General features: G+C 57.5%; 14 protein-coding genes. 7 read left to right on the forward strand and 7 right to left on the reverse strand.

The window, feature by feature from the left end:
- Nucleotides 1-637: 637 nt before the first annotated feature.
- The 4 genes from ACZ5DH_RS03570 (at nucleotide 638) to ACZ5DH_RS03585 (ending at nucleotide 3,009) form a co-directional block, all read left to right on the forward strand.
- Complete coding sequence (locus ACZ5DH_RS03570) at nucleotides 638-2,080, forward strand: putative sulfate exporter family transporter (protein ID WP_464255783.1); 1,443 nt, start codon at nucleotides 638-640, stop codon at nucleotides 2,078-2,080.
- 17 nt (nucleotides 2,081-2,097) lie between these two features.
- Entirely contained in the window at nucleotides 2,098-2,262 is a 165-nt protein-coding gene (locus tag ACZ5DH_RS03575) for a bacteriocin-type signal sequence (RefSeq protein ID WP_464255784.1), read from the forward strand.
- Nucleotides 2,263-2,338: 76 nt separating this feature from the next.
- Nucleotides 2,339-2,569, forward strand: coding sequence for a hypothetical protein (locus ACZ5DH_RS03580; RefSeq protein ID WP_179979402.1), 231 nt, complete (start codon nucleotides 2,339-2,341; stop codon nucleotides 2,567-2,569).
- Nucleotides 2,566-3,009 carry a 2-thiouracil desulfurase family protein gene (locus ACZ5DH_RS03585; protein ID WP_464255785.1) on the forward strand — a complete coding sequence of 148 codons (444 nt, stop codon included), beginning with the start codon at nucleotides 2,566-2,568 and terminating at the stop codon, nucleotides 3,007-3,009. The genes ACZ5DH_RS03580 and ACZ5DH_RS03585 overlap by 4 nt, the downstream gene beginning before the upstream one ends.
- A gap of 279 nt (nucleotides 3,010-3,288) precedes the next feature.
- Here the strand turns inward: ACZ5DH_RS03585 and ACZ5DH_RS03590 are convergent, their stop codons facing one another.
- The 3 genes from ACZ5DH_RS03590 to ACZ5DH_RS03600 all read right to left on the reverse strand — a co-directional run bounded on the left by ACZ5DH_RS03590 (nucleotide 3,289) and on the right by ACZ5DH_RS03600 (nucleotide 6,495).
- Nucleotides 3,289-3,774, reverse strand: a complete 486-nt coding sequence (locus ACZ5DH_RS03590) for a HyaD/HybD family hydrogenase maturation endopeptidase (RefSeq protein WP_464255786.1) — start codon at nucleotides 3,772-3,774, stop codon at nucleotides 3,289-3,291.
- A 76-nt stretch (nucleotides 3,775-3,850) separates the two neighbouring features.
- Nucleotides 3,851-5,527 carry a nickel-dependent hydrogenase large subunit gene (locus tag ACZ5DH_RS03595; protein WP_464255787.1) on the reverse strand — a complete coding sequence of 559 codons (1,677 nt, stop codon included), beginning with the start codon at nucleotides 5,525-5,527 and terminating at the stop codon, nucleotides 3,851-3,853.
- 11 nt (nucleotides 5,528-5,538) lie between these two features.
- On the reverse strand, nucleotides 5,539-6,495 hold the full coding sequence (locus ACZ5DH_RS03600) for a hydrogenase small subunit (RefSeq protein WP_464255788.1): 957 nt from the start codon (nucleotides 6,493-6,495) through the stop codon (nucleotides 5,539-5,541).
- An 819-nt stretch (nucleotides 6,496-7,314) separates the two neighbouring features.
- On the opposite strand from ACZ5DH_RS03600, the gene ACZ5DH_RS03605 reads away from it, so the two are divergent.
- On the forward strand, nucleotides 7,315-8,580 hold the full coding sequence (locus tag ACZ5DH_RS03605; protein ID WP_464255789.1) for an O-acetylhomoserine aminocarboxypropyltransferase/cysteine synthase family protein: 1,266 nt from the start codon (nucleotides 7,315-7,317) through the stop codon (nucleotides 8,578-8,580).
- Between the two features lie 188 nt (nucleotides 8,581-8,768).
- On the opposite strand, the gene ACZ5DH_RS03610 is transcribed toward ACZ5DH_RS03605, so the two are convergent.
- The 3 genes from ACZ5DH_RS03610 to ACZ5DH_RS03620 all read right to left on the reverse strand — a co-directional run bounded on the left by ACZ5DH_RS03610 (nucleotide 8,769) and on the right by ACZ5DH_RS03620 (nucleotide 12,090).
- On the reverse strand, nucleotides 8,769-9,731 hold the full coding sequence (locus tag ACZ5DH_RS03610; protein ID WP_464255790.1) for a D-alanyl-D-alanine carboxypeptidase family protein: 963 nt from the start codon (nucleotides 9,729-9,731) through the stop codon (nucleotides 8,769-8,771).
- Entirely contained in the window at nucleotides 9,724-10,830 is a 1,107-nt protein-coding gene (locus tag ACZ5DH_RS03615) for an AI-2E family transporter (RefSeq protein ID WP_464255791.1), read from the reverse strand. The genes ACZ5DH_RS03610 and ACZ5DH_RS03615 overlap by 8 nt, the downstream gene beginning before the upstream one ends.
- A gap of 144 nt (nucleotides 10,831-10,974) precedes the next feature.
- Nucleotides 10,975-12,090 carry a glycosyltransferase family 2 protein gene (locus ACZ5DH_RS03620; protein WP_464255792.1) on the reverse strand — a complete coding sequence of 372 codons (1,116 nt, stop codon included), beginning with the start codon at nucleotides 12,088-12,090 and terminating at the stop codon, nucleotides 10,975-10,977.
- 144 nt (nucleotides 12,091-12,234) lie between these two features.
- Between ACZ5DH_RS03620 and ACZ5DH_RS03625 the strand changes: the two genes are divergently transcribed.
- Nucleotides 12,235-15,255: a glycosyltransferase gene (locus tag ACZ5DH_RS03625; protein WP_464255793.1), complete on the forward strand. Its 3,021-nt coding sequence runs from the start codon at nucleotides 12,235-12,237 to the stop codon at nucleotides 15,253-15,255.
- A 347-nt stretch (nucleotides 15,256-15,602) separates the two neighbouring features.
- On the opposite strand, the gene greA is transcribed toward ACZ5DH_RS03625, so the two are convergent.
- Nucleotides 15,603-16,091: a transcription elongation factor GreA gene (gene greA, locus ACZ5DH_RS03630; RefSeq protein ID WP_464255794.1), complete on the reverse strand. Its 489-nt coding sequence runs from the start codon at nucleotides 16,089-16,091 to the stop codon at nucleotides 15,603-15,605.
- A 456-nt stretch (nucleotides 16,092-16,547) separates the two neighbouring features.
- On the opposite strand from greA, the gene ACZ5DH_RS03635 reads away from it, so the two are divergent.
- Entirely contained in the window at nucleotides 16,548-18,101 is a 1,554-nt protein-coding gene (locus ACZ5DH_RS03635) for a putative bifunctional lysylphosphatidylglycerol flippase/synthetase (protein WP_464255795.1), read from the forward strand.
- Nucleotides 18,102-18,874: the final 773 nt, after the last annotated feature.

The following is an 18,874-nucleotide window of genomic DNA, read 5'->3' on the forward strand; positions in this document are numbered from 1 at the left end:
CCAGGCTGTGACCGGGAATGGGCTGCCTGCCTGTGTCGGTATGTATCATAATCGGATATGCGGAGCAGGGCAGGATGGGTAGCGACAGAACTTGCTTCGTGCAACCCTCTGTCAGCAGGGGCAAGTTTCACGGGCTCGTCGCTGTGTTATAATAACGTGCGACGGTTGTTATCATGAACGGCCCGGTAAAATGGACAGGTCTGGTATTATCTGATCTGTTCCAATGTCGCATGTCCTTTTTTGCGCGTAGGGCGCAATTTTGTGATATTTGTTCGGATTTTTTATGCCTCAAATGAATTGGATAGTTGTTTAAATTTTGTAAAATACACAGTTTCTCCCACAAAAATGGCAGTTGTGGCAGGTAGAAACGCAAGGCGATTCGGTTATAAGTACGTATTGTTAAACTTTGAACTTGTACTTGACAATCTTGATCAGACGGGTAATTTTACGCAGGGTGTCGCCAATTCTTTGTAAAGCGACACCCTTTGGTATTGGTATTCCTCATCTGATGCTGCGGCAAATTTTGCCTTTTTTGCGCAATAGTGCCAGTTGGTACAAGCGCGCAAAAGGGCATTAGGCATTGGTGGGGAAGGTGTGTCAGTGATTACTTGCATCATTCGCATGGAGGACTATGGGTATGGCATCACCAAAGGCAGCATTTAACGAGGATAAAGTAGCTCTGCTTATAGGCTGCCTCGTCTTCGTTTTAGCGCTCGGAAAAATGGTTGGCCTGGACATTATGGGCTGGGTCGTGGGCGTTGGCATGTGGGTCGACAACCCGCTTAACGCCTGGAAAGCGGCAACCTGGAAGTGGCTGCCCGGTTGGGCCTCGCTGCTGGTAAGCTATGCGGTCATTACCGCCCTGATGGCTATGGGCATCAAGCTTATCAAGGGCAATGTGGCCAACTTCGTGCGTGGCTTCACCATCATCTTCTTTATTGCCATTGCTTGCTACACGCTCGGGGCCAATGCCTACATTGCGGCCAACCCCACGCAGCTGGCCAAGCAGGGCATTCCCTGGGCGCTGGGCCTCAGCACTGAGGCAGGCCTTATCGTGGCTCTTGTCGTGGGTATTCTTGTGGGCAACATTACCCCCAAGTTTGCCGAGAGCCTGCGCGAAGCCTGCCGCCCCGAACTTTTTGTTAAAATCGCCATCGTCATCATGGGCGCCGAACTGGGCGTGAAAGCCGCCGATGCCGCCGGTTTTGCCGGTCACATCATTTTCCGCGGTCTCTGCGCCATTGTTGAAGCGTATCTGCTTTACTGGTGCGTCGTTTACTACGTTGCCCGCAGGTACTTCAAGTTCAATAAAGAATGGGCCGCTCCTCTTGCCTCCGGCATCTCCATCTGCGGCGTTTCCGCTGCCATCGCCACGGGCGGCGCCATCCGCGCTCGGCCTGTGGTGCCCATCATGGTTTCCTCGCTGGTTGTGGTGTTCACCTGCATCGAAATGCTCGTGCTGCCCTTTGTGGCGCAGCACTTCCTTTCCAGCGAGCCCCTGGTGGCTGGCGCCTGGATGGGCCTTGCCGTCAAGTCTGACGGCGGCGCCATTGCCAGCGGCGCCATCACCGAATCCCTCATTCTCGCCAAGATGGCCGGTCAGGGCATCAACTGGGAACCGGGCTGGATCGTGATGGTTACCACCACCGTCAAAATCTTCATTGACGTGTTCATCGGCGTGTGGGCTCTGGTGCTCGCTTACGTGTGGACGGCCAAGTTCGACAAGACCCGTGGTGAACGCACCATGACCTGGGGCGATGTTATGGACCGCTTCCCCCGCTTCGTGCTGGGGTACATCGCCACCTTCCTGATCCTGCTGCTCATGTGCCTGTCCTCGCCCGAACTGCACAAGCTCGGCAAGAGCCTGTCCGGCACCATCAACGGATTCCGTGTACTGTTCTTCCTCATGACCTTCTTCACCATTGGTGTTGTGTCCAACTTCCGCAAGCTGCGTGAAGAAGGCATCGGTCGTCTGGCTGTTGTGTATGTGGTGTGCCTGTTCGGCTTCATCATCTGGGTGGGCCTGTTCATTTCCTACGCCTTCTTCCACGGCATGACCCCGCCTGTTATCGGCGGCTAGCATATACGGAGTGAGATATGGAAAATAGCAATGAAGTAAAACTCCATGAAGAAATTGAAAAAATGGAGTATGAACCCCTGGACCCCGTGGAAATGAAGCTCATCAAGGGCGGCGTGGGTCTTGGCATCTTTCTGCTGGTGGCCCTGTTCCTCGTCAGCAAGTTTGTAATGACCACGCACTAGGCACTGCCGTCGCGTAATACATAACACACCGGGAAGAGCCTGCTCTTCCCGGTGTTCGCGTTAATGAGGATCTGCTATGCCGCGCTACCATCTGCGCTTTATGAAGGGGCCCAACTACACGCTTAATCTCGAATATGAAGCTGTGGTTGAAGCGCCTTCCTTTGAACAAGCACTGGCCCCGCATACTGACTGGCCCATCACTGAAAGTTACGACCATGCCACGGCCACGGCCTGGAACCCCGGCACCTGCGTGTATTATCAGGAAATGTGGGAAGCTGCGCTCCTGCCGGAGAACACGCCGGAATGACGCGGCCACGCTTTATCGTCAGCGCCTGCCTTGCTGGTATAGCCTGCCGGTATGATGGCCGTGCCAACACGTGTAATGCGGTTCTGCAAATGGTGGCGGAGGGCAGGGCGGTTCCGGCCTGCCCGGAATGCCTTGGTGGATTGCCCACGCCCCGTAGGCCGAGCGAAATTGTGCACGGCAAGGTTATGACCAGGGACGGGCATGATGTGACCCGGTTCTTCCGGCTTGGAGCACAGGCGGCTACCGAGCTTGCCAGGCAACATGGCTGTACTGCCGCCATACTGAAAAATCGTTCGCCTTCCTGTGGGTATGGGCAGGTTTATGACGGCACCTTCAGCAAATGTCTGTGTGAAGGGGACGGAATATGGGCCGCGCAGTTGCGCGAAGCGGGGTTTGCACTGTTCAGCGAAGAGTGTTTGCCGCCGGAAGAGCAGGGGTAGGGAAAACTGGATTCAGAAACTGCGCAGGCAGATCAGCACACTAGAGCATTTTCACTTTGAAATTGCTCTGGCGACTGCGTGAGCAGGCGCCCGCAGCGAAGGCGTAAGCGCAATTTATTTGCGCTGTTAAGCGCCGAAGCATGCGTGTCTTAAACTTTGAGAATGTCCATTCTCAAAGTTAATCTGGTCTAGGCTGGAAGAAATGCAGTTTCTATGAATAAAAGCCCGGATCAGCACAGTGTCGCCGATCCGGGCTTTCTTGTAAAAATTGGTTTGCCGTCAGATTTTTTCAGCGCTGATGCCCTGAAGCGCTAACTCTGCTACCACCTTCTCACAGAATTCCGGCAGCTTGGCCTGAATTTCGGCAGTGAGGTTCAAGTCCATACTTTTGTAGTCGAGAGGTTGTATGCCGAAAACCACAGCGTTGGGGCGATGGCCCGCCAGTTCGCAGGTCGCAAGGGTGTCCAGCAGGTCGGTCTGGTGCATTGAATCCCTGAAGCTCAGGCTTTGCCGCAAATTTTCGCCTTCAAGCCTGTAGATGGTGCCTGGCTTCTTGGGGCCGAGCACGACATCCAGCACAACCAGAAAATCGCAGTCCATCAGCTCGCTCATGAGCATGAGCCCCTGCGTGCCGCCATCCATAAGGGTCACGTTGTCGGGCCAGCGATAGTGCGCTTCAAGATATTCCACGGCGCGTACGCCGAAGCCTTCGTCGGTCAACAGGATATTGCCTACCCCAAGGATAAGCACGTTCTGCTCGCTCATGTGTCAGCTCGTTTGCTTGAAGAGAAAAAGGGCGGGGGATTTGGCCCCCGCCCTTTTACGTCATGATTATCGTATCTTACAGTACTTTGAATTCATTGACTTCGTTGGTTTCGCCGTCAATGACATGCACCGAGCAGGCGATGCAGGGGTCGAAGGAGTGGATGGTGCGCAGAATTTCCACCGGGCGCTTGGGGTCGGCCACAGGCGTTCCCACAAGGGCTGTTTCGGCGGCGCTGGGCACGTCCTTGTCATCCCGCGGTCCCAGGTTCCATGTGGTGGGCACCACAAGCTGGAAGTTGTCGATCTTGCTGTCCTTGATGGTCATCCAATGCGACAGACCGCCACGGGGGGCGTCCACAAAGCCCACGCCACGACCGGAGACCGGCACGGCGTAGTCTTCAACGATCTGCTTGTCCTTGCCGATGTTGTTTTCATACTCGTTGAGCCAGTTTTCCATCTGCTGGGCGATAACCAGGGTCTGGATACCGCGGGCGGCAGTACGGCCAAGGGTGGAGAACAGGGCTTCGGGGCCCACGTTCAGCTTGGCAAGTACGGCATCAATGGTGGGCTTGATGGTCTTGTGATTGTGACCATACGCCACGAGCATCTGGGCAAGGGGGCCGGTTTCCACGGCATGGTTGTCGTAGCGCGGGGCCTTGTTCCAGGAGTACTTGTCCTTGTCGCCCATAAAGGTGAAGTGCGGATTGGTCTCGCCTTCATAGGGCGCGCGGGTCTGGCCTTCGTACCAGCTGTGCTTGAGCTGCTCGTTGATCTTGTTGGGATCAAAGGGCTGGACGGAACCGACCTTGCGGTCATAGATGACGCCGGGCTTGTACCAGCGGCTGTTGAGGTCGCGTTCGCCGCCGACAGCGGGGAATTCGCCGAAAGCCATGAAGTTGCTGGTGCCGCCGATGCCGGCCCAATCCTTGTAGTAACTGGCCACAAGCAGCAGGTCGGGAATGTACACTTCTTCAATGAACGCGCGGGACTTGGCGTAAATGTCGCGGAATTCCTTGATGCGTTTGGGGGTCAGGGCATCGTAGCAGGTCACGCCGCCAGCCACAGTGAACTGGGTGTGCGGGTTTTTGGCGCCGAAAACGGCCATGCCCTTGGCCACTTCAACCTGCGCGCGCAGGGCCTGCAGATAGTGGGCCGTGCATACGAGGTTGGCTTCGGGGTCCATGTAATAGCCCTGATGCCCGCCAAGGAAGTAGGCGTTGGTGAAGGGGCCGAGCTGGCCGCTGTTCACGAAGGTCTTCAGTTTGGCCTGCACGGCGGCAAAGTCTTCAGCAGTGGCCTTGCGGGGCGAAATGGAAGAAGCCAGTTTGGCGGCCTTGGCCGGGTCGGCCTGAAGGGCGTTGGTTACATCCACAAAGTCCAGGGCGTGCAGGTGATAGAAATGCACCAGATGGTCATGCATGAACTGGTTGGCAAGCACGAGGTTGCGGATATAGGTGGCGTTGGCCGGAATGGGCTTGTTGATGGCGTCTTCAAGGCAGCGCGTGGAAGCAAGGGCGTGGGTGTAGGTACAGACGCCACAGGTGCGCTGTGTGAAGTGCTGGGCGTCGCGCGGATCGCGTCCCTTGAGGATGGTTTCAAGACCGCGGAAAAGGGTGGCGCTGCTGCGGGCTTCCTTGATCTTACCGCCTTCAACTTCAACTTCAATGCGCAGATGCCCTTCGATACGGGTCAACGGGTCCACAACAATGGGGCCAGTGAAGTTGCTCTGGGGCGTTTTGGTGACTTGGCTCATTTTTTATCCCCTTAGTTCTGGTAGAACGGCGTCATATCGTCCCAGAAATTGGGCTCACTGCAACCAATGCAGGGGTGCCCAGCACCAACAGGCCAGTTGGTCTCGTTGAAAAGAACCTTGGGACAGTTGTTGTAGGTCTCCGGTCCTTTGCAGCCCACATCATACAGGCACCAGCCCTTGCGCGCTTCTTCAGAGTTGAAGGAAGGCGCAAATTCGCCAGCGTCGAAATGTTTGCGGCGCTCGCAAAGGTCATGCACGGTCTGGCCGTAGAACATGACGGGGCGGCCCACTTCGTCAAGCTCGATCTTCTGGCCCTTCAGGAAGGCCACGAGGGCTCCAACCATATTGATGGGGTTGGGGGGGCAGCCAGGCACGTTGATGGCTTTGATGCCAATGTTGCCATAGCAGTCGTTGACGCCCTTGGCGCTGGTGGGATTGGGCTTGGCGGCCTGAATGCCGCCGTAGCAGGCACAGGTGCCCACGCTGACCACGGCCTTGGCCTTGGGCAGAATGTCCTTGCAGATGTCATACATGGTGTGGCCGGCAATGTAGCCGTACTTGCCGTCCATGCCAGTGGGAATGGCCCCTTCGACAAGACAGACAAAACCTTCGGGGCTGTTGACGGCGGCATGAAGCGCTTCTTCAGCGGCTTCACCGGCGGCGGCCATAATGGTTTCGTGGTAGTCGAGAGAAATGGTGTCGAGAATGAGGGTATCGATGAAGGGTTGATAGGTGCGCAGCAGCGCTTCAGAACAGCCCGTGCATTCTGCGCCATGCAGATAGACCACAGAGGGGCGACGCCCGGTAAGAGCGGCTGCCACCTCGGAGGCGAAAGCCGGGCCCATGCCCATGGCTACGGCCACCGCTGTGCAGAATTTCATGAAATCGCGGCGGCTGATGCCCTGGCGCTCCAAACGCTCCAAACGCTCTTCTCCGCCTTCTTTGCCCAGACCCACGGCAATACGCATAATAGCCTCCTGGCAAGAGTGAATGAACAACTGCGGCGCAGTCCCCCTGCCACCGGGGCCTGCTGTGCGGCGCGAAAAAAATCACGCCGTTCCGTGTCAGGACAGCGGCGTAGCAACGTCCGGCTCAGGGCCGTGCGCCCGGCGGCGCTGTCAGTGCATAATTCAAGAACAAACTTGATGCGGGAGGGCCGTTGACCTTGGCACGTGCGACATTCATGCCCCTCATGTTTTCGCACAATCAACTGGCCGTCATTTGCAAAAAATTATACGCCGTAACCTGTGCGCGGTCAATAGGGTTGTGGTTTTTTGCGTGCGTATGAACCATGCGACACCCATGCGAAATCTGGCAGGATTTTCGTTCATGCCGCAGCCTGAAAGCGCTTGCGGGCAGATGCCCGTAACGGTGCATGCCAATAAAAAAATAGCCCATGCGCGTATGTTGCAACAGATATTGTATACAGTAGAACAGACAATTGTTGGTTCTAGAGCATTTCAACTTTGAAAAAGTGCAAATGCTCTGACGCTGCGCGAAAGTGCAGCGCGCCACAACGTGGCGTGGATTCAGCCGAGCTTTAGCCGTTGCGACGAAGGAAGCTACGGATAAAGACCCGCTAACGGCTACCGCAAATCGTATTTTTCGGCTGAATGACAACTTTGAAATGCTTCACGTTTCAAAGCTAAGCTCTATAGATAAATTGCGTAGCGGCCCTGCAAAAAGTGCGGTTGCCACCAGCAAGGGCTTGCGCTATTTTTCAAAACCGCGCGGCTTTGGCCCCGGGTAAAAACAATTTCCTTACCACCGCATACTTCGAGGATGGCATGAAAACGGAATCCCTTTGTCTGCACGCCGGATACGAGCCCAAAAACGGCGAACCCCGCGTTGTGCCCATAGCACAGAGCACCACATTCAGATACGAATCCACAGCGGCTGTTGCGAGACTTTTTGATCTTGAGGACGCAGGCTTTTTTTACACCCGTCTTGGCAACCCCACCGTGGACGCGGTGGAACGCAAAATCGCGGCTCTTGAAGGCGGGGTAGGCGCGCTGTGTACTTCGTCCGGCCAGGCCGCCAGCATGCTCTCCCTGCTCAATATCGCGCAAAGCGGCGACCATGTGGTCAGCGCGTCCAGCATATACGGGGGCACCTTCAATCTTTTTGCCGTCACGCTGAAAAAACTGGGCATCGAAGTTACCTTTGTAGACCAGAACGCCTCGGATGAGGAGCTTGAAAAGGCTTTTCGGCCCAATACCCGTGCGGTTTTTGGCGAAACACTGACCAATCCGTCCATGGACGTGCTGGACATCGAGCGCTTCGCGCGGCTGGCGCACCGCCATCGCCTGCCATTGATCATCGACAACACCTTTGCCACGCCCATTTTGTGCCGTCCCTTTGAATACGGCGCGGACATTGTTGTGCATTCCACCACAAAATATATGGATGGGCATGCCCTGCAGATGGGCGGCGTTATCGTGGACAGCGGCAATTTCGACTGGACGAGCGGCAAATTCCCCGAATTTATCGAGCCAGACCCCTCATATCACGGGCTTGTGTATACCAAGACCTTCGGCAAAGCGGCCTATATCGTCAAGGCCCGGGTGCAGCTCATGCGCGACATGGGCTGCTGCCAAAGCCCGCAGGGCGCTTTTTACATCAATCAGGGGCTTGAAACCCTGCCGCTACGCATGGAAAAGCACTGTCGCAATGCCGAAAAGGTGGCCGTCTTTCTTCAGGGGCACGACAAGGTAGAATCCGTCAGTTATCCGCGCCTGCCGGGCAATGCCAACAAGGCGCTGGCCGACAAGTATCTGCCCGAAGGATGCAGCGGCGTCATTTCTTTTGCGCTCAAGGGCGGGCGGGATGCCGGCGCGCGTTTTATCGACAGTCTGAAGATGATTTCTCTTGAGGTGCACGTGGCGGACATCCGTTCCTGCGTTCTGCATCCGGCCAGTTCCACGCACCGGCAGCTGACCGACGAGCAGTTGCGCGATGCCGGCATAGCCCCCGGCACCATCCGTCTGTCTGTGGGGCTTGAGCATGTGGACGACATCCTCGCCGACCTTGGGCAGGCTCTGGAACAGGCGTAACGCTGGAGCATCTGACCTTGAAATGCTCGCTTACGGCAGGCAAAAGCCCGCCTGCTCGCATTTCGTAACAAGGATTTTCCTGAAAAGCCTTGCAGAGCAGTTAGCCCATTTCATTCGTAAACTGCTCTACATACAATAAAGGCGGCGGAAGAAATTCCGCCGCCTTTTATGGTGATGCCGAACCCGCGTCAGCGCTTTCTTTTGCCCGCGAAGATCTGCTGCACCTTTTTGGGGGACGTGGGATACCGGAATCCGGCCTCAATGAGCCTGCGCGCCGCGTTGTCGCGCCCCACCCTGCTGGTGCCGCCCATAACCACGGCCAGCATGCGGGTTTTTCCCCTTTGGGCCGTTACGATAAGATTGTAGCCCGAGGCCACGGTCCATCCGGTTTTGAGTCCGTTGACGCCCGGAACCTGCCCCAGCAAGGCGTTGGTATTGCGCGTCATTCTGCCGCGATAGGTGAACAGGGGCACGTTGTGATAGCGCAGGGCCGAGGGATGCGCGCGAAGATAGGCGCGCGCCAGGGTGGACATGTCCCTGGCCGTGGTTTTTTGCCCGGCGGCCGGCAGACCTGTGGGATTTTTGAATGTGGTGCGCTGCATGCCGACGGCCTTGGCCTTCTGGTTCATGGCCCGGACAAACTGGCGCTCATTGCCGCCCACACGGCGGCTCACAGCCGTGGCCGCGTCATTGCCCGAAACAACGGCCATGCCGGTAAGTAGCTGCGACAGAGGCACCCGTTCGCCTGCGCGCAAATACATGGATGAACCGCCAACAGAGGCTATCTCGGGCGTAATCCTGATTTTTTCCTCAACCTTGATTTTTCCGGCCCGTATCTGATCCATGGCAAGAAACATGCTCATGACCTTGGTGAGTGACGCCGGCGGTATGGCCATATCCGCATTCTTGGCATAGAGCACCGCGCCCGTGTCCATATTGATAAGTATGGCGGATCGGACGGGCATGGCCGCCAAAGATCGGCAGGGCAGGGCGCAGAGCAGGATCAAGCAGACCAGAAACGCGCTGGTCATGTGTATGAGGCTGCGGCGCTGCGTGGCGGAGCCGTGCCCTTCGTCGTCTGCAACATGCCTGATGCCCCGGTGAAGCGTGGCGGCAACCGGGGGGATGGCGCAATAATCTGTTTTAAACATTATACCTGTACGCGCGGTTGGCTTCCTCCACCGCCTGCATGGCAAAAGCCAGCAGAACAGGGCCGACGATAAGTCCTACCGGGCCAAAGCTGGAAAGTCCGCAGAGAATGGAGATAATCAGTACAAAGAACGGGGCCTTGATGCCCTGGCGCAAAAACAGCGGGCGCAGCACGTTGTCCACGCCAGCAACAGCCAGTAAGCCCCACAGCGCCAGGCCGACAGCAGCCATGGTCTTGCCTGTGAACCAGAGTGAAATGCAAAGGGGAACCCACACCAGGGCTGTGCCCACCATGGGTATGGGAGCCACAAGGGTGGCAAGCAATCCCCAGAACGCGGGCTGATTGACGCCAGCCACGGCAAAGGCGATGCCGCACATAAGCCCCTGGGCAAGAGCCACCAGAACGATGCCAAGCATGATGCCGCGCAAAGCTTTGTGGATGGCTGCGATAAAACGCCGGAGCAAGGGCTGGGAAATGTGGAATATCCTGCCGGTAATTTTGCGGATGTGGCGGGAATAGGCCGTGAAGATCACCGTCAGGCTTATGAAAAGAAAGCTGGTCCAGAGCACGGTCATGGTGCCGCCCAGAAAATCCACGCCGCGCGACAGCAGTACGCTCATGGCGCTGTCAAAAAAATTGTCCAGTTTCAGAAGCAGGTCGTTGAAAACGCGTTCCAGGCTGGGGTGTTCCGTCAGGCTTTGCCGCCAGTCCTGTATGTAGGCCACCCATTCCAGCGGCAACTGAAAGTTGTTGGCCTGCAGTTCACGCAGGCGCGTGAACCCGGCCGCCGCCTGAGGCGACACCAGAAGCACCAGCACGGCCACAGGCACCACAAGCGATGCCACCAGCATACTGATATATGCGTAAAGTGGCGCGGAGTGCGAAAGGGAAAGCAGGGTGCGGCGTTTGCGGGAGTCTGGCGTGTTTCTTTCCAGCTTCATGCGCCAGGCCCGCGCTTTTTGGCGAAGCCTGCGGTACTGCGGCAGGGTCAGGCAAGACAGGCAGGCAGCCATGAAAATCGTGACAGGATTGGGCATCAGCAACAGATAGCAGGCCAGTACAGCCAGCAGATAGAGCGAACGGGGCAGTGTCTGTGTCATGCAATAAGCCTTGAGTTGCGTGCGCCTTGGCGGATATGGCCGAAAATCGGCCAAGCGGCGTAAGCCTAGCAAATAGATGTGGGGTCTGCCAAGCTTTCTGTGACGCAAGGAGTACGGTTTGTTGCCCCGAGCCGCCGTCATGGCTCAGAGTGCGGGTATGACGAGGTCGGCTGGCTCAAAATGCGCGCGCAGTGTCTGCGCCATGGTGGAGGGCGGCACCGCCGTACGGGCAAAGGCTTCGCGCCACGCGGTGTGCAACTGTTCGCCGTCAGTGAAATCATTTATGCCGGAGCAGATACACTGGCCGAGAGCGCGGATGCCCCGTGTCAGGTCTGTAGTTTCATCGGACAAGCCGCAGGCGAGGGCACAGGCCTGAAGCATGTGGCACTGTTCCGCCACCCCCGGCTGGTGGGCGGAGTCTTTGCTCTCCAGGGCGAGCGCCAGTGTGAGTTCGGCTTCCTCAAGCAACTGGCGCACATTGTCGGCATGGTGCTGCATCGGGTTTGAGGCGCAGGTGAGCACTCCTGCAAGATGCGCCACCGCGGCGGCGAACAGTCCTTCCGGGGGCAGGCCGTCGGCCTGACGCAAATGGCGGCCTATGGCAAGGTGCACGCGCATATCTGTGCGCTGCCCGCCCACGGTTTGCGCAAGACCTTCCCGCCTATGGATGTATACGGCCATGCCTTCTGTATTACAGGTAAAGCGAAAACCGGCCTGACCGCATTGGAACCAGAAAAACCAGTCCTCGCAGGCGGGAAGGGGGGTGAATCGCAGGCTGGCGAACACGGCGCGCTTGCACATGAAGGTGTGGACAGGTGAAACATTGGAATGCCACAGATGCAGAGGGTATTGCGCGAAGCGCAGGGGCCAGAAGTGCCCTTCGTCCTTTCCTTCCACATAGTTGAGGCACAGGCACACGCTGATGTCCGCATCGTCGCGGGCAAGGGCTTCGATCCCCGAACGCAGGCAGCCCCGGCACAGAAGGTCGTCCGCATCAAGAAATACAATATAGTCGCCTGTGGCGGCATCAATACCCCCATTGCGGGCTCCTGTCTGTCCGGCATGGTCTTGCGTGATGCACCGCACCAGGGGAAAATGGGAGCGCACAAAATCTGCAGTTCCGTCCGTGGAGCCGTCATCCACTACAATGGCTTCCACCTCAAGGTTTTTTTCTCTCTGTCTTTCAAGGCTGGTCAGGGCGCGGGCCACATGGGCGCGGCTGTTGTAGGCGGGGATGATCACTGAAACAAGCGGCGGCATGGTTGGGCTCCGGCGGTGCAATGGCATTCCTCGCGGCAGTAGAGCAGAGTTGCAGCACAGGGTCAAGAAGGTCGGGCCCATGCAAGGCCTTGTCTGGCGGCATGCCGCGTTGCGCCGCATCAGGCTCTGTTATAGGGTGGCCCCATGAGTGCAGTGTGTGAAAACAGGCCATGGCTGACCATTTTGCTCCAGGTATGCCCACCGTTTTTGCCGGAGGCGTGCTGCGCCGCTCTTGAGGCGGCCGGTGCGGGCGGGCAGAACCTTGTGGCGCTTTGCCACGAAAGTGAGCGCGAGCGCGTCCTGGCGGCGGGGCGTGATCTGGTGCGCCGTGGAGCCTTGCACGCCTTTCGCTGCCACAGCCCGCAGGCCGGTGAACATCTGCTGGAAGAAGTCAACCGCGCCGCGCAGCAGGCGCGAACCCCCTATCTTCTGTTTCTCTCGTCAGCTGTATTGCTTGCGCCCGGCAGCCTGCCGCCATTACTGCAAAGGCTGGATGCAGAGCCCGACCTTGCAGGGGTGAATCCGCTCTTCCTCTATGGCCGAAAGGCTTTCAGTTTTTCTGCCGCGTCTTGCTCACCTGAGTGCGACCAGCCGGGCCAGGGCGCGCGCATCGCCCATATGGGCTGCGTGGCCGACTATTTCGGCCAGTTGCAGTATCTTTATGAAGGGCTACCCCTGGATCATCCCCTGGCCGGAAAGCGTCGCCGCTTTCAGGTGGGGCACGCGGGGGCCCTGCTGCTGCGGCGTGAAGACTTTCTGACAGCCGGTGGTTTCAATACCGCGCTGGACAGCCTTTCCCACATGGATTTGTGCCTGAAACTGGCGGCCCCTGTTCCGGATAAACCCTTGCGGGCTTTCAGCAGCGAGCCTTCGTCGGTGGCTGTTCTGAGCGATGACTTTGACGCGTGGAAGGCCTGTGGACTCTGGAACAGCCTGCTTCAGCGTGAACGCCTGAGGGATGACTTGCTGCGTCCTGACCATGCGGCCCTTGCGCGGGCAGACGGTGTGGAATACCGTTGTTCACACTGGTTGTGGGGCCAGGCATACCCGTCCACAGAAACAATGGACGAAAACGCGCCGGATGGGGAAGATGCCGCTCTGGCGATCTGGCTGCGCTGGCGGCACGACCCGCAACCCCGCACCCTGCTGTCTCTGCTCCATATTCTGCCGCCACGGCAGCGCGCCTTTGCCGTGCAGCTTTGCCGCGATCTTCCCTCCAGTCTGCCTTCCACTTTGTCCTGGTATCATTTTGCTGCTGAAAAGCTGCTGGGCTGCGCCAAAAAAGACGGCCTGCCTCTGCTTGCGGCCGGCGCGGCGGAGTGGCTGGCCCATGCAGAAGATTTTCGACGTCATGACCTGCAACCGGGATTGAAGTCCTTACTGGCTGAAGGAATATACAACATTGGGCTGGACAATTGTCCTGCCGCTTTTGACGCCTGGATAGAACTGGTAGAATTGGCAGAACTGGCAGAAAAAGAAAAGGCGGAAGAATCGTGCCGGGCATTGGAGGACATTGCCCACCTGGACGTGGGAGGAACCTGGCCTTCCGTTGCCGTGGTGATGCCTGTTTATAATCCCCGACCAGAACATCTGCGTGCGGCCCTGGATTCAGTGCTGGCTCAGGAATACCCGCACTGGCAGCTCTGCGTGGCCGACGACGCGTCAACTAATTATGAAATTCCTGAAATGCTGCGGGAATATGCTGCGCAGGAAGGGCGAATGCGGCTGACCGTGCGGGAGCAGAACGGGCACATCTCCAGAGCATCCAATACGGCCCTGGAACTGGTGGACGCCCCCTGGACGGGATTTCTGGACCATGACGACCTGCTGTCTTCGCACGCGCTGAGGGAGGTTGCGGCCCTTGTGCGGCAAAAGCCTGAGTTGGTGCTGGTATATTCCGATGAAGATAAGGTGGACGCCAGAGGCGCGCGGCGCACGCCCATTCTCAAGGCGGATTTCGACCCCTGGGTCTGTGCCGTATGGCATTTTTCTGTTTATGCCACAGAAAGGCTGCGTCAGGTCAACGGCCTGAGAGTGGGATTTGAAGGCTCGCAGGATTTTGACCTCAGCCTGCGGGTGGCTGAAAATCTTCGGCCCGAGTGTGTGGCCCATATTCCCCGGGTTCTCTATCATTGGCGCGTTCACGCCCAGAGCGCCAGTGGTTCTTTGGGGGCCAAGCCTTATGTTCTTGAAGCCACGCGACGCGCGCTTGATGAAAGTGCTTGCAGAAGAGGGCTGCGGGCTACGGCTGTGCCCACCATCCGCAACAATTTTTTTGTGCTGCGGCATGAGATTGATCCACGCATGCGGTGCAGCGTTGTTCTGCTCGCTGTGGACAGTCGTCCCGTACAGGCGGTGCTGCGGGAACAACTGGAAAAACTCGCAGGTACCCTTGATCTGGAAGTTCTCTGCCAACCCCTGAGCTCTGGGGCCGCAGAAGCTTTCAGAACCATGCCCGCCACAGTTTCCTTGAACGCGCGTCTTCTGCCCCCGCCTGGGGGAAAGGAGGAAGGGAACTGGCACGCAGCCTGCAATCTGGCCGCACGAGCCGCCTCAGGTCAGGTGCTGTTTTTCCTTGATGCCCATTTGACCCCCCTGCCGGGCAGCCTGCCCGAACAGCTTGCCGTACTGACCCTGCAGGAAACTGCGGGCGCTGTGGGCGGAACCCTGTGGCGTGGTAATGGCCTCTGGCATGCCGGGCTCATGCCGGATGTGACAGGCCTGCCTTTTGCCCTGCACAGGGGTGCTGACAAAGATATGCTTTCGTCCATCTGCTGGGGACAGCTTTTGCTGACACGGCGTACGCTCGCCGCGCCGGAGCAGGCCATGGCCGTGCGCCGCGCCGTTTTTCTTGAGCACGGGGGCTTTGATACTGCCATGGGGCCCTGGGCTGGAGCCGATCTGGGGTTACGGCTGGCCGCAGCTGGAATGCAGAGTCTGATCTGTCCGTGGGGGCAGTGGCGCGTTCCGGCGGAATCCGGAACCGCGCTTGTAGGTGTTGATTGCGCCGGAGATGTGACCGGGCGGCAACGCATTACGCCCCAGACGCGTGAGAGTTTTCTCGCGCGCTGGGGCGGGATCGTGCGCGGGAGCGGCCTGCGTAATGCACTGTTGTACGCGGCTCCCGATCAGGGCTGGGCCCTGAAGCTGAAAAATTTTCTTTAGCGCATTTTGCCTTTGAAAAAGGGTGTACGCCCTAACGCTGCACGAGAGTGCGGCGCACCGTAACATAGCGCGGATTCAGGCAAACATAGTACTTTTCGGCTGAATGGCAAATTGAAATGTGAAGCATTTCAATTTGATCTGATCCAGAGCGATTTGTATTCCACACGGCTCAAACCACGGCACTGTCAGGCGCCCGCCGTGGAGACGTAAGCGCGGTTTCAGCCGCTGCCCTTGGGGCTTGCGGCGTAAACAGCACGCTGGTTGTTCGCGCTGGTGGGCCGAGGTCATGGCTGCAAACCAAACGTTGCGGAGTCTGTTCGCAACGTTGTCCGCGTCAGGCCCGCTGGTTACTTGAGGGCCTCGCTGCCCTTGAAGCTGATGCCGGTGATTTCATAGGTGACGCGGCCGCGCGGAATATCCACGGAAACTTCATCGCCCACTTCCCTGCCCAGCAGGGCTTGCCCCACAGGCGAAAGAAAAGAGATGGAACCCTTGGTGGGGTCGGCCTCATCGGGTCCAAGAATGGTGTAGGTCTTGGCTTCGCCGCTGTCCACGTCTTCCATTTCAACGGTTGCGCCAAAAATGACCTTGTCGCCGCGAAGCTTATCGAGGTCGATAACCTGATAGAGGGCCATGCGCGATTCAATGTACTTGATGCGCGCTTCGGCCATGCCCTGACGCTCGCGCGCGGCGTCATAGCCGGCGTTTTCGCGCAGGTCGCCTTCTTCTCTGGCTTCCTTGATGGCCTGAATAATGGCCGGGCGCTCGCTCTTCAGGCGGGCCAGTTCGTCTTCCAGTGCCTTGTAGCCTTGTACGGAAATGGGGATGCTAGTCATGTCGAACCTCACAACGCAAAAAAAGCGCCGCTGCCCAGGCAGCGGAGCATGCGTTATCCAATAAATGTTTTTTACGAGTAAAATCTGGCTGCCCGGCAAAACTCAGCTGTGCCCGCATGAGCGTTTAGAGCGCTTGAGTTGCCGCCTTGAGGCAAAATATCTGGCCTTGCGACAATCTCGCGGCGTGAATTTTGCCGAAAAATTCACGCCGAGCAGCTAACGTATATAGCGAAACCACTCTGGCCAAGGCGGGAGGGAAAAACCCCTTACCCGGCTTCCACATTACCCTCTGCTCAGATTTCGGTCAAGCCCTGAGAAAAAATTCCAGCCCTGTAAGTAAGATAACGATGTTAATGGTATGCAGTTGACACTTGCGCGGTACTGGCACAGCGTATATGCTAAAAAAATGTTTTCAAAACACTCCGGGCATCAGCCGCAATTCAGCAATAGCAGATTATGAAAAAATACTTACGATATCTCGGGCCTTTATTGATCTCCGCCGTTTTTCTGCTGGCGGTATATCTTTTGTATCACAAGCTCAAAAGCTACAGCGTTGCCCAGATCCGTGAAAGTCTCAACCAGATATCCAGTGCGCGCATTGCCTTGTCGCTCGGGTTGATGGTGATCAACTACATAATTCTGGTGGGGTATGACTGGCTGGCCCTCAAAGCCATCCACAAAAGTCTGCCCTTGCCGCGCGTTGGCCTTGTGTCCTTTGTGGGACAGGCCGTGAGCTACAACTTTGGCGCCCTCTTGGGCGGTACCAGCGTGCGCTACCGGTTTTATTCGGCATGGGGTTTTTCGCTCACGGATATTGTGCGCCTTGTGCTCATGCTGGCCGTAACCTTCTGGGTAGGGGCGCTGGGGCTGTGCGGGGTGATCTTCATGGTTGCGCCGCCCATCATCCCCGATGAGCTGCTGGTCAGGATGCCCCTGAAAGACGTGCGCATTCTTGGCGTGATTCTTTTTGCCATCGCCTGCTCCTATCTGGCCCTCTGTTTCTTCATCCGCAAGCCTGTGCATATTTTCGGCAAGGAATTCGTCTTCCCGCCGCCACGCATAGCCATTGCGCAGGCTCTGGTGGCTGGCGTTGACATTGTGGCCGCGGCTGCCTGCATGTACGTGCTTTTGCCCGGCGACATGGGCATCAGCTTCATCGACTTTTTGCCAAGCTATCTCATGGCCCAGGTGGCAGTGGTGCTGACGCACATTCCTGGCGGGGTGGGCGTGTTTGAACTGGTTATCCTGCACCTTACCCACACATCTCACGAGCAGATGGTTTTTGCCGCCGTGCTGCTGTTCAGGCTCATCTATTTCATTATTCCCCTGCTGGCAGCGGCCCTGCTGCTGGCTGTCTACGAGGTGCGCCAGCGGCGTGACATGCTGCGCAGCACGGGCCGCTGGCTTTCGGTGCTTTCACACACGATTTCGGCCTATATGTGTTTTTCGGCAGGTGTTATTCTGCTGGTGTCGTCCACCTTGCCCCTGGGGCGTCATACCCTTGCCATGCTGCATATCATGGGGCCCTATCATGTAACGACCATAGGGCATTTTGTCAGTTGCCTTTCGGGCGCGGCTTTGCTGTTTGTCTCCTACGGTCTGGAGCGCAGGCAGGCGCGCGCTTTTCGCATGGCTGTCGTCTTGTTGAGCCTGGGCATTGTCGGCGCGCTGCTCAACGGCTTTTCCTGGCTCACGGCGGCAATGGTGTGCGTGGTGCTGCTGGCCCTGTGCATGGCCAAGAGGCGCTTTTACAGAACGTCCTTTTTCTGGCAGGAACCCATACCCCTGTTCTGGCTTGGAGGCGCGTTTGCCGTGCTTGTGCTGGTTGGCGCTCTGGGGTGGACGTTATACCATACGGCATGGAGCCATGCCGCCAACTGGTGGGCCAACGCCGCTCCCAATGCCACGCGCAACACCTATGCCTTTATCGGCATTGCGGTGGGGCTGGTGCTTTCATGGATGTGGCGCTCGGCTTTGCGCGCCCGCGCGCGTCGGCATAAAAAAGCGTGATCAGCAGGCGTTCTGGCTTGTGTGCTGCTGAAAGGCCCGTGGCAAAAGCCACGGGCCTTTTGCTTTGCAATGGAGGGCGGAGCAGACAACCCCTGAGATGATGTGATGGCCGGAAGCCGCTGCCTCTGGAACTCCCGCTTCAGCCCAGAAAAACTTTGCATCAGAGAAGATTAATTTTGAATTACTTCATATTTCAAAGTTTTCATTCAGCCGAAAATGCGATTTGCGGTAGCCGTTAGCGGGTCTTTACCGCTTACGGATAAAGACGGCAATGAGTTACGCAAAATCTTACCCAAAGAGTCGCTGTCGTTATCCGTAAGCCGCTGACGCTGCAACGGCTAACGCGCCCGCAGAGGGCTTGCCTGAACCGTTGACGGAACCGTCTTACGGGGCAGGACAGCATCGCTATGGATGGCGACAGCGATTGTATGGGACAAGCCGTGTCGTTACGCATGCTGTCTTCGCGGCAGTCGTTGGCGAGTCTACGAGCCTTACGAATGGCGACAGCGATTACACAGAACAAGATGTATGGTTACTCATGCTGTCTTTATCCGTAGTTTCCTGCGTCGCAACGGCTGAAGCAAGCGTAGTTTCCTGCGTCACAACGCTTTAAGCATCCGTAGCTTCCTTCGTCGCAACGGCCAAAGCTCGGCTGAATCCACGCCACGTTGTGGCGCTCTGCACCTTCGTGCAGCGTTAGAGCATTTACATTTTTTCAAAGTTAAAATGCTCTATTGTATGATACAATAAGAGTTTGGGGAGGCGTGGGGAGG

This window comes from Desulfovibrio simplex, from assembly GCF_055387835.1.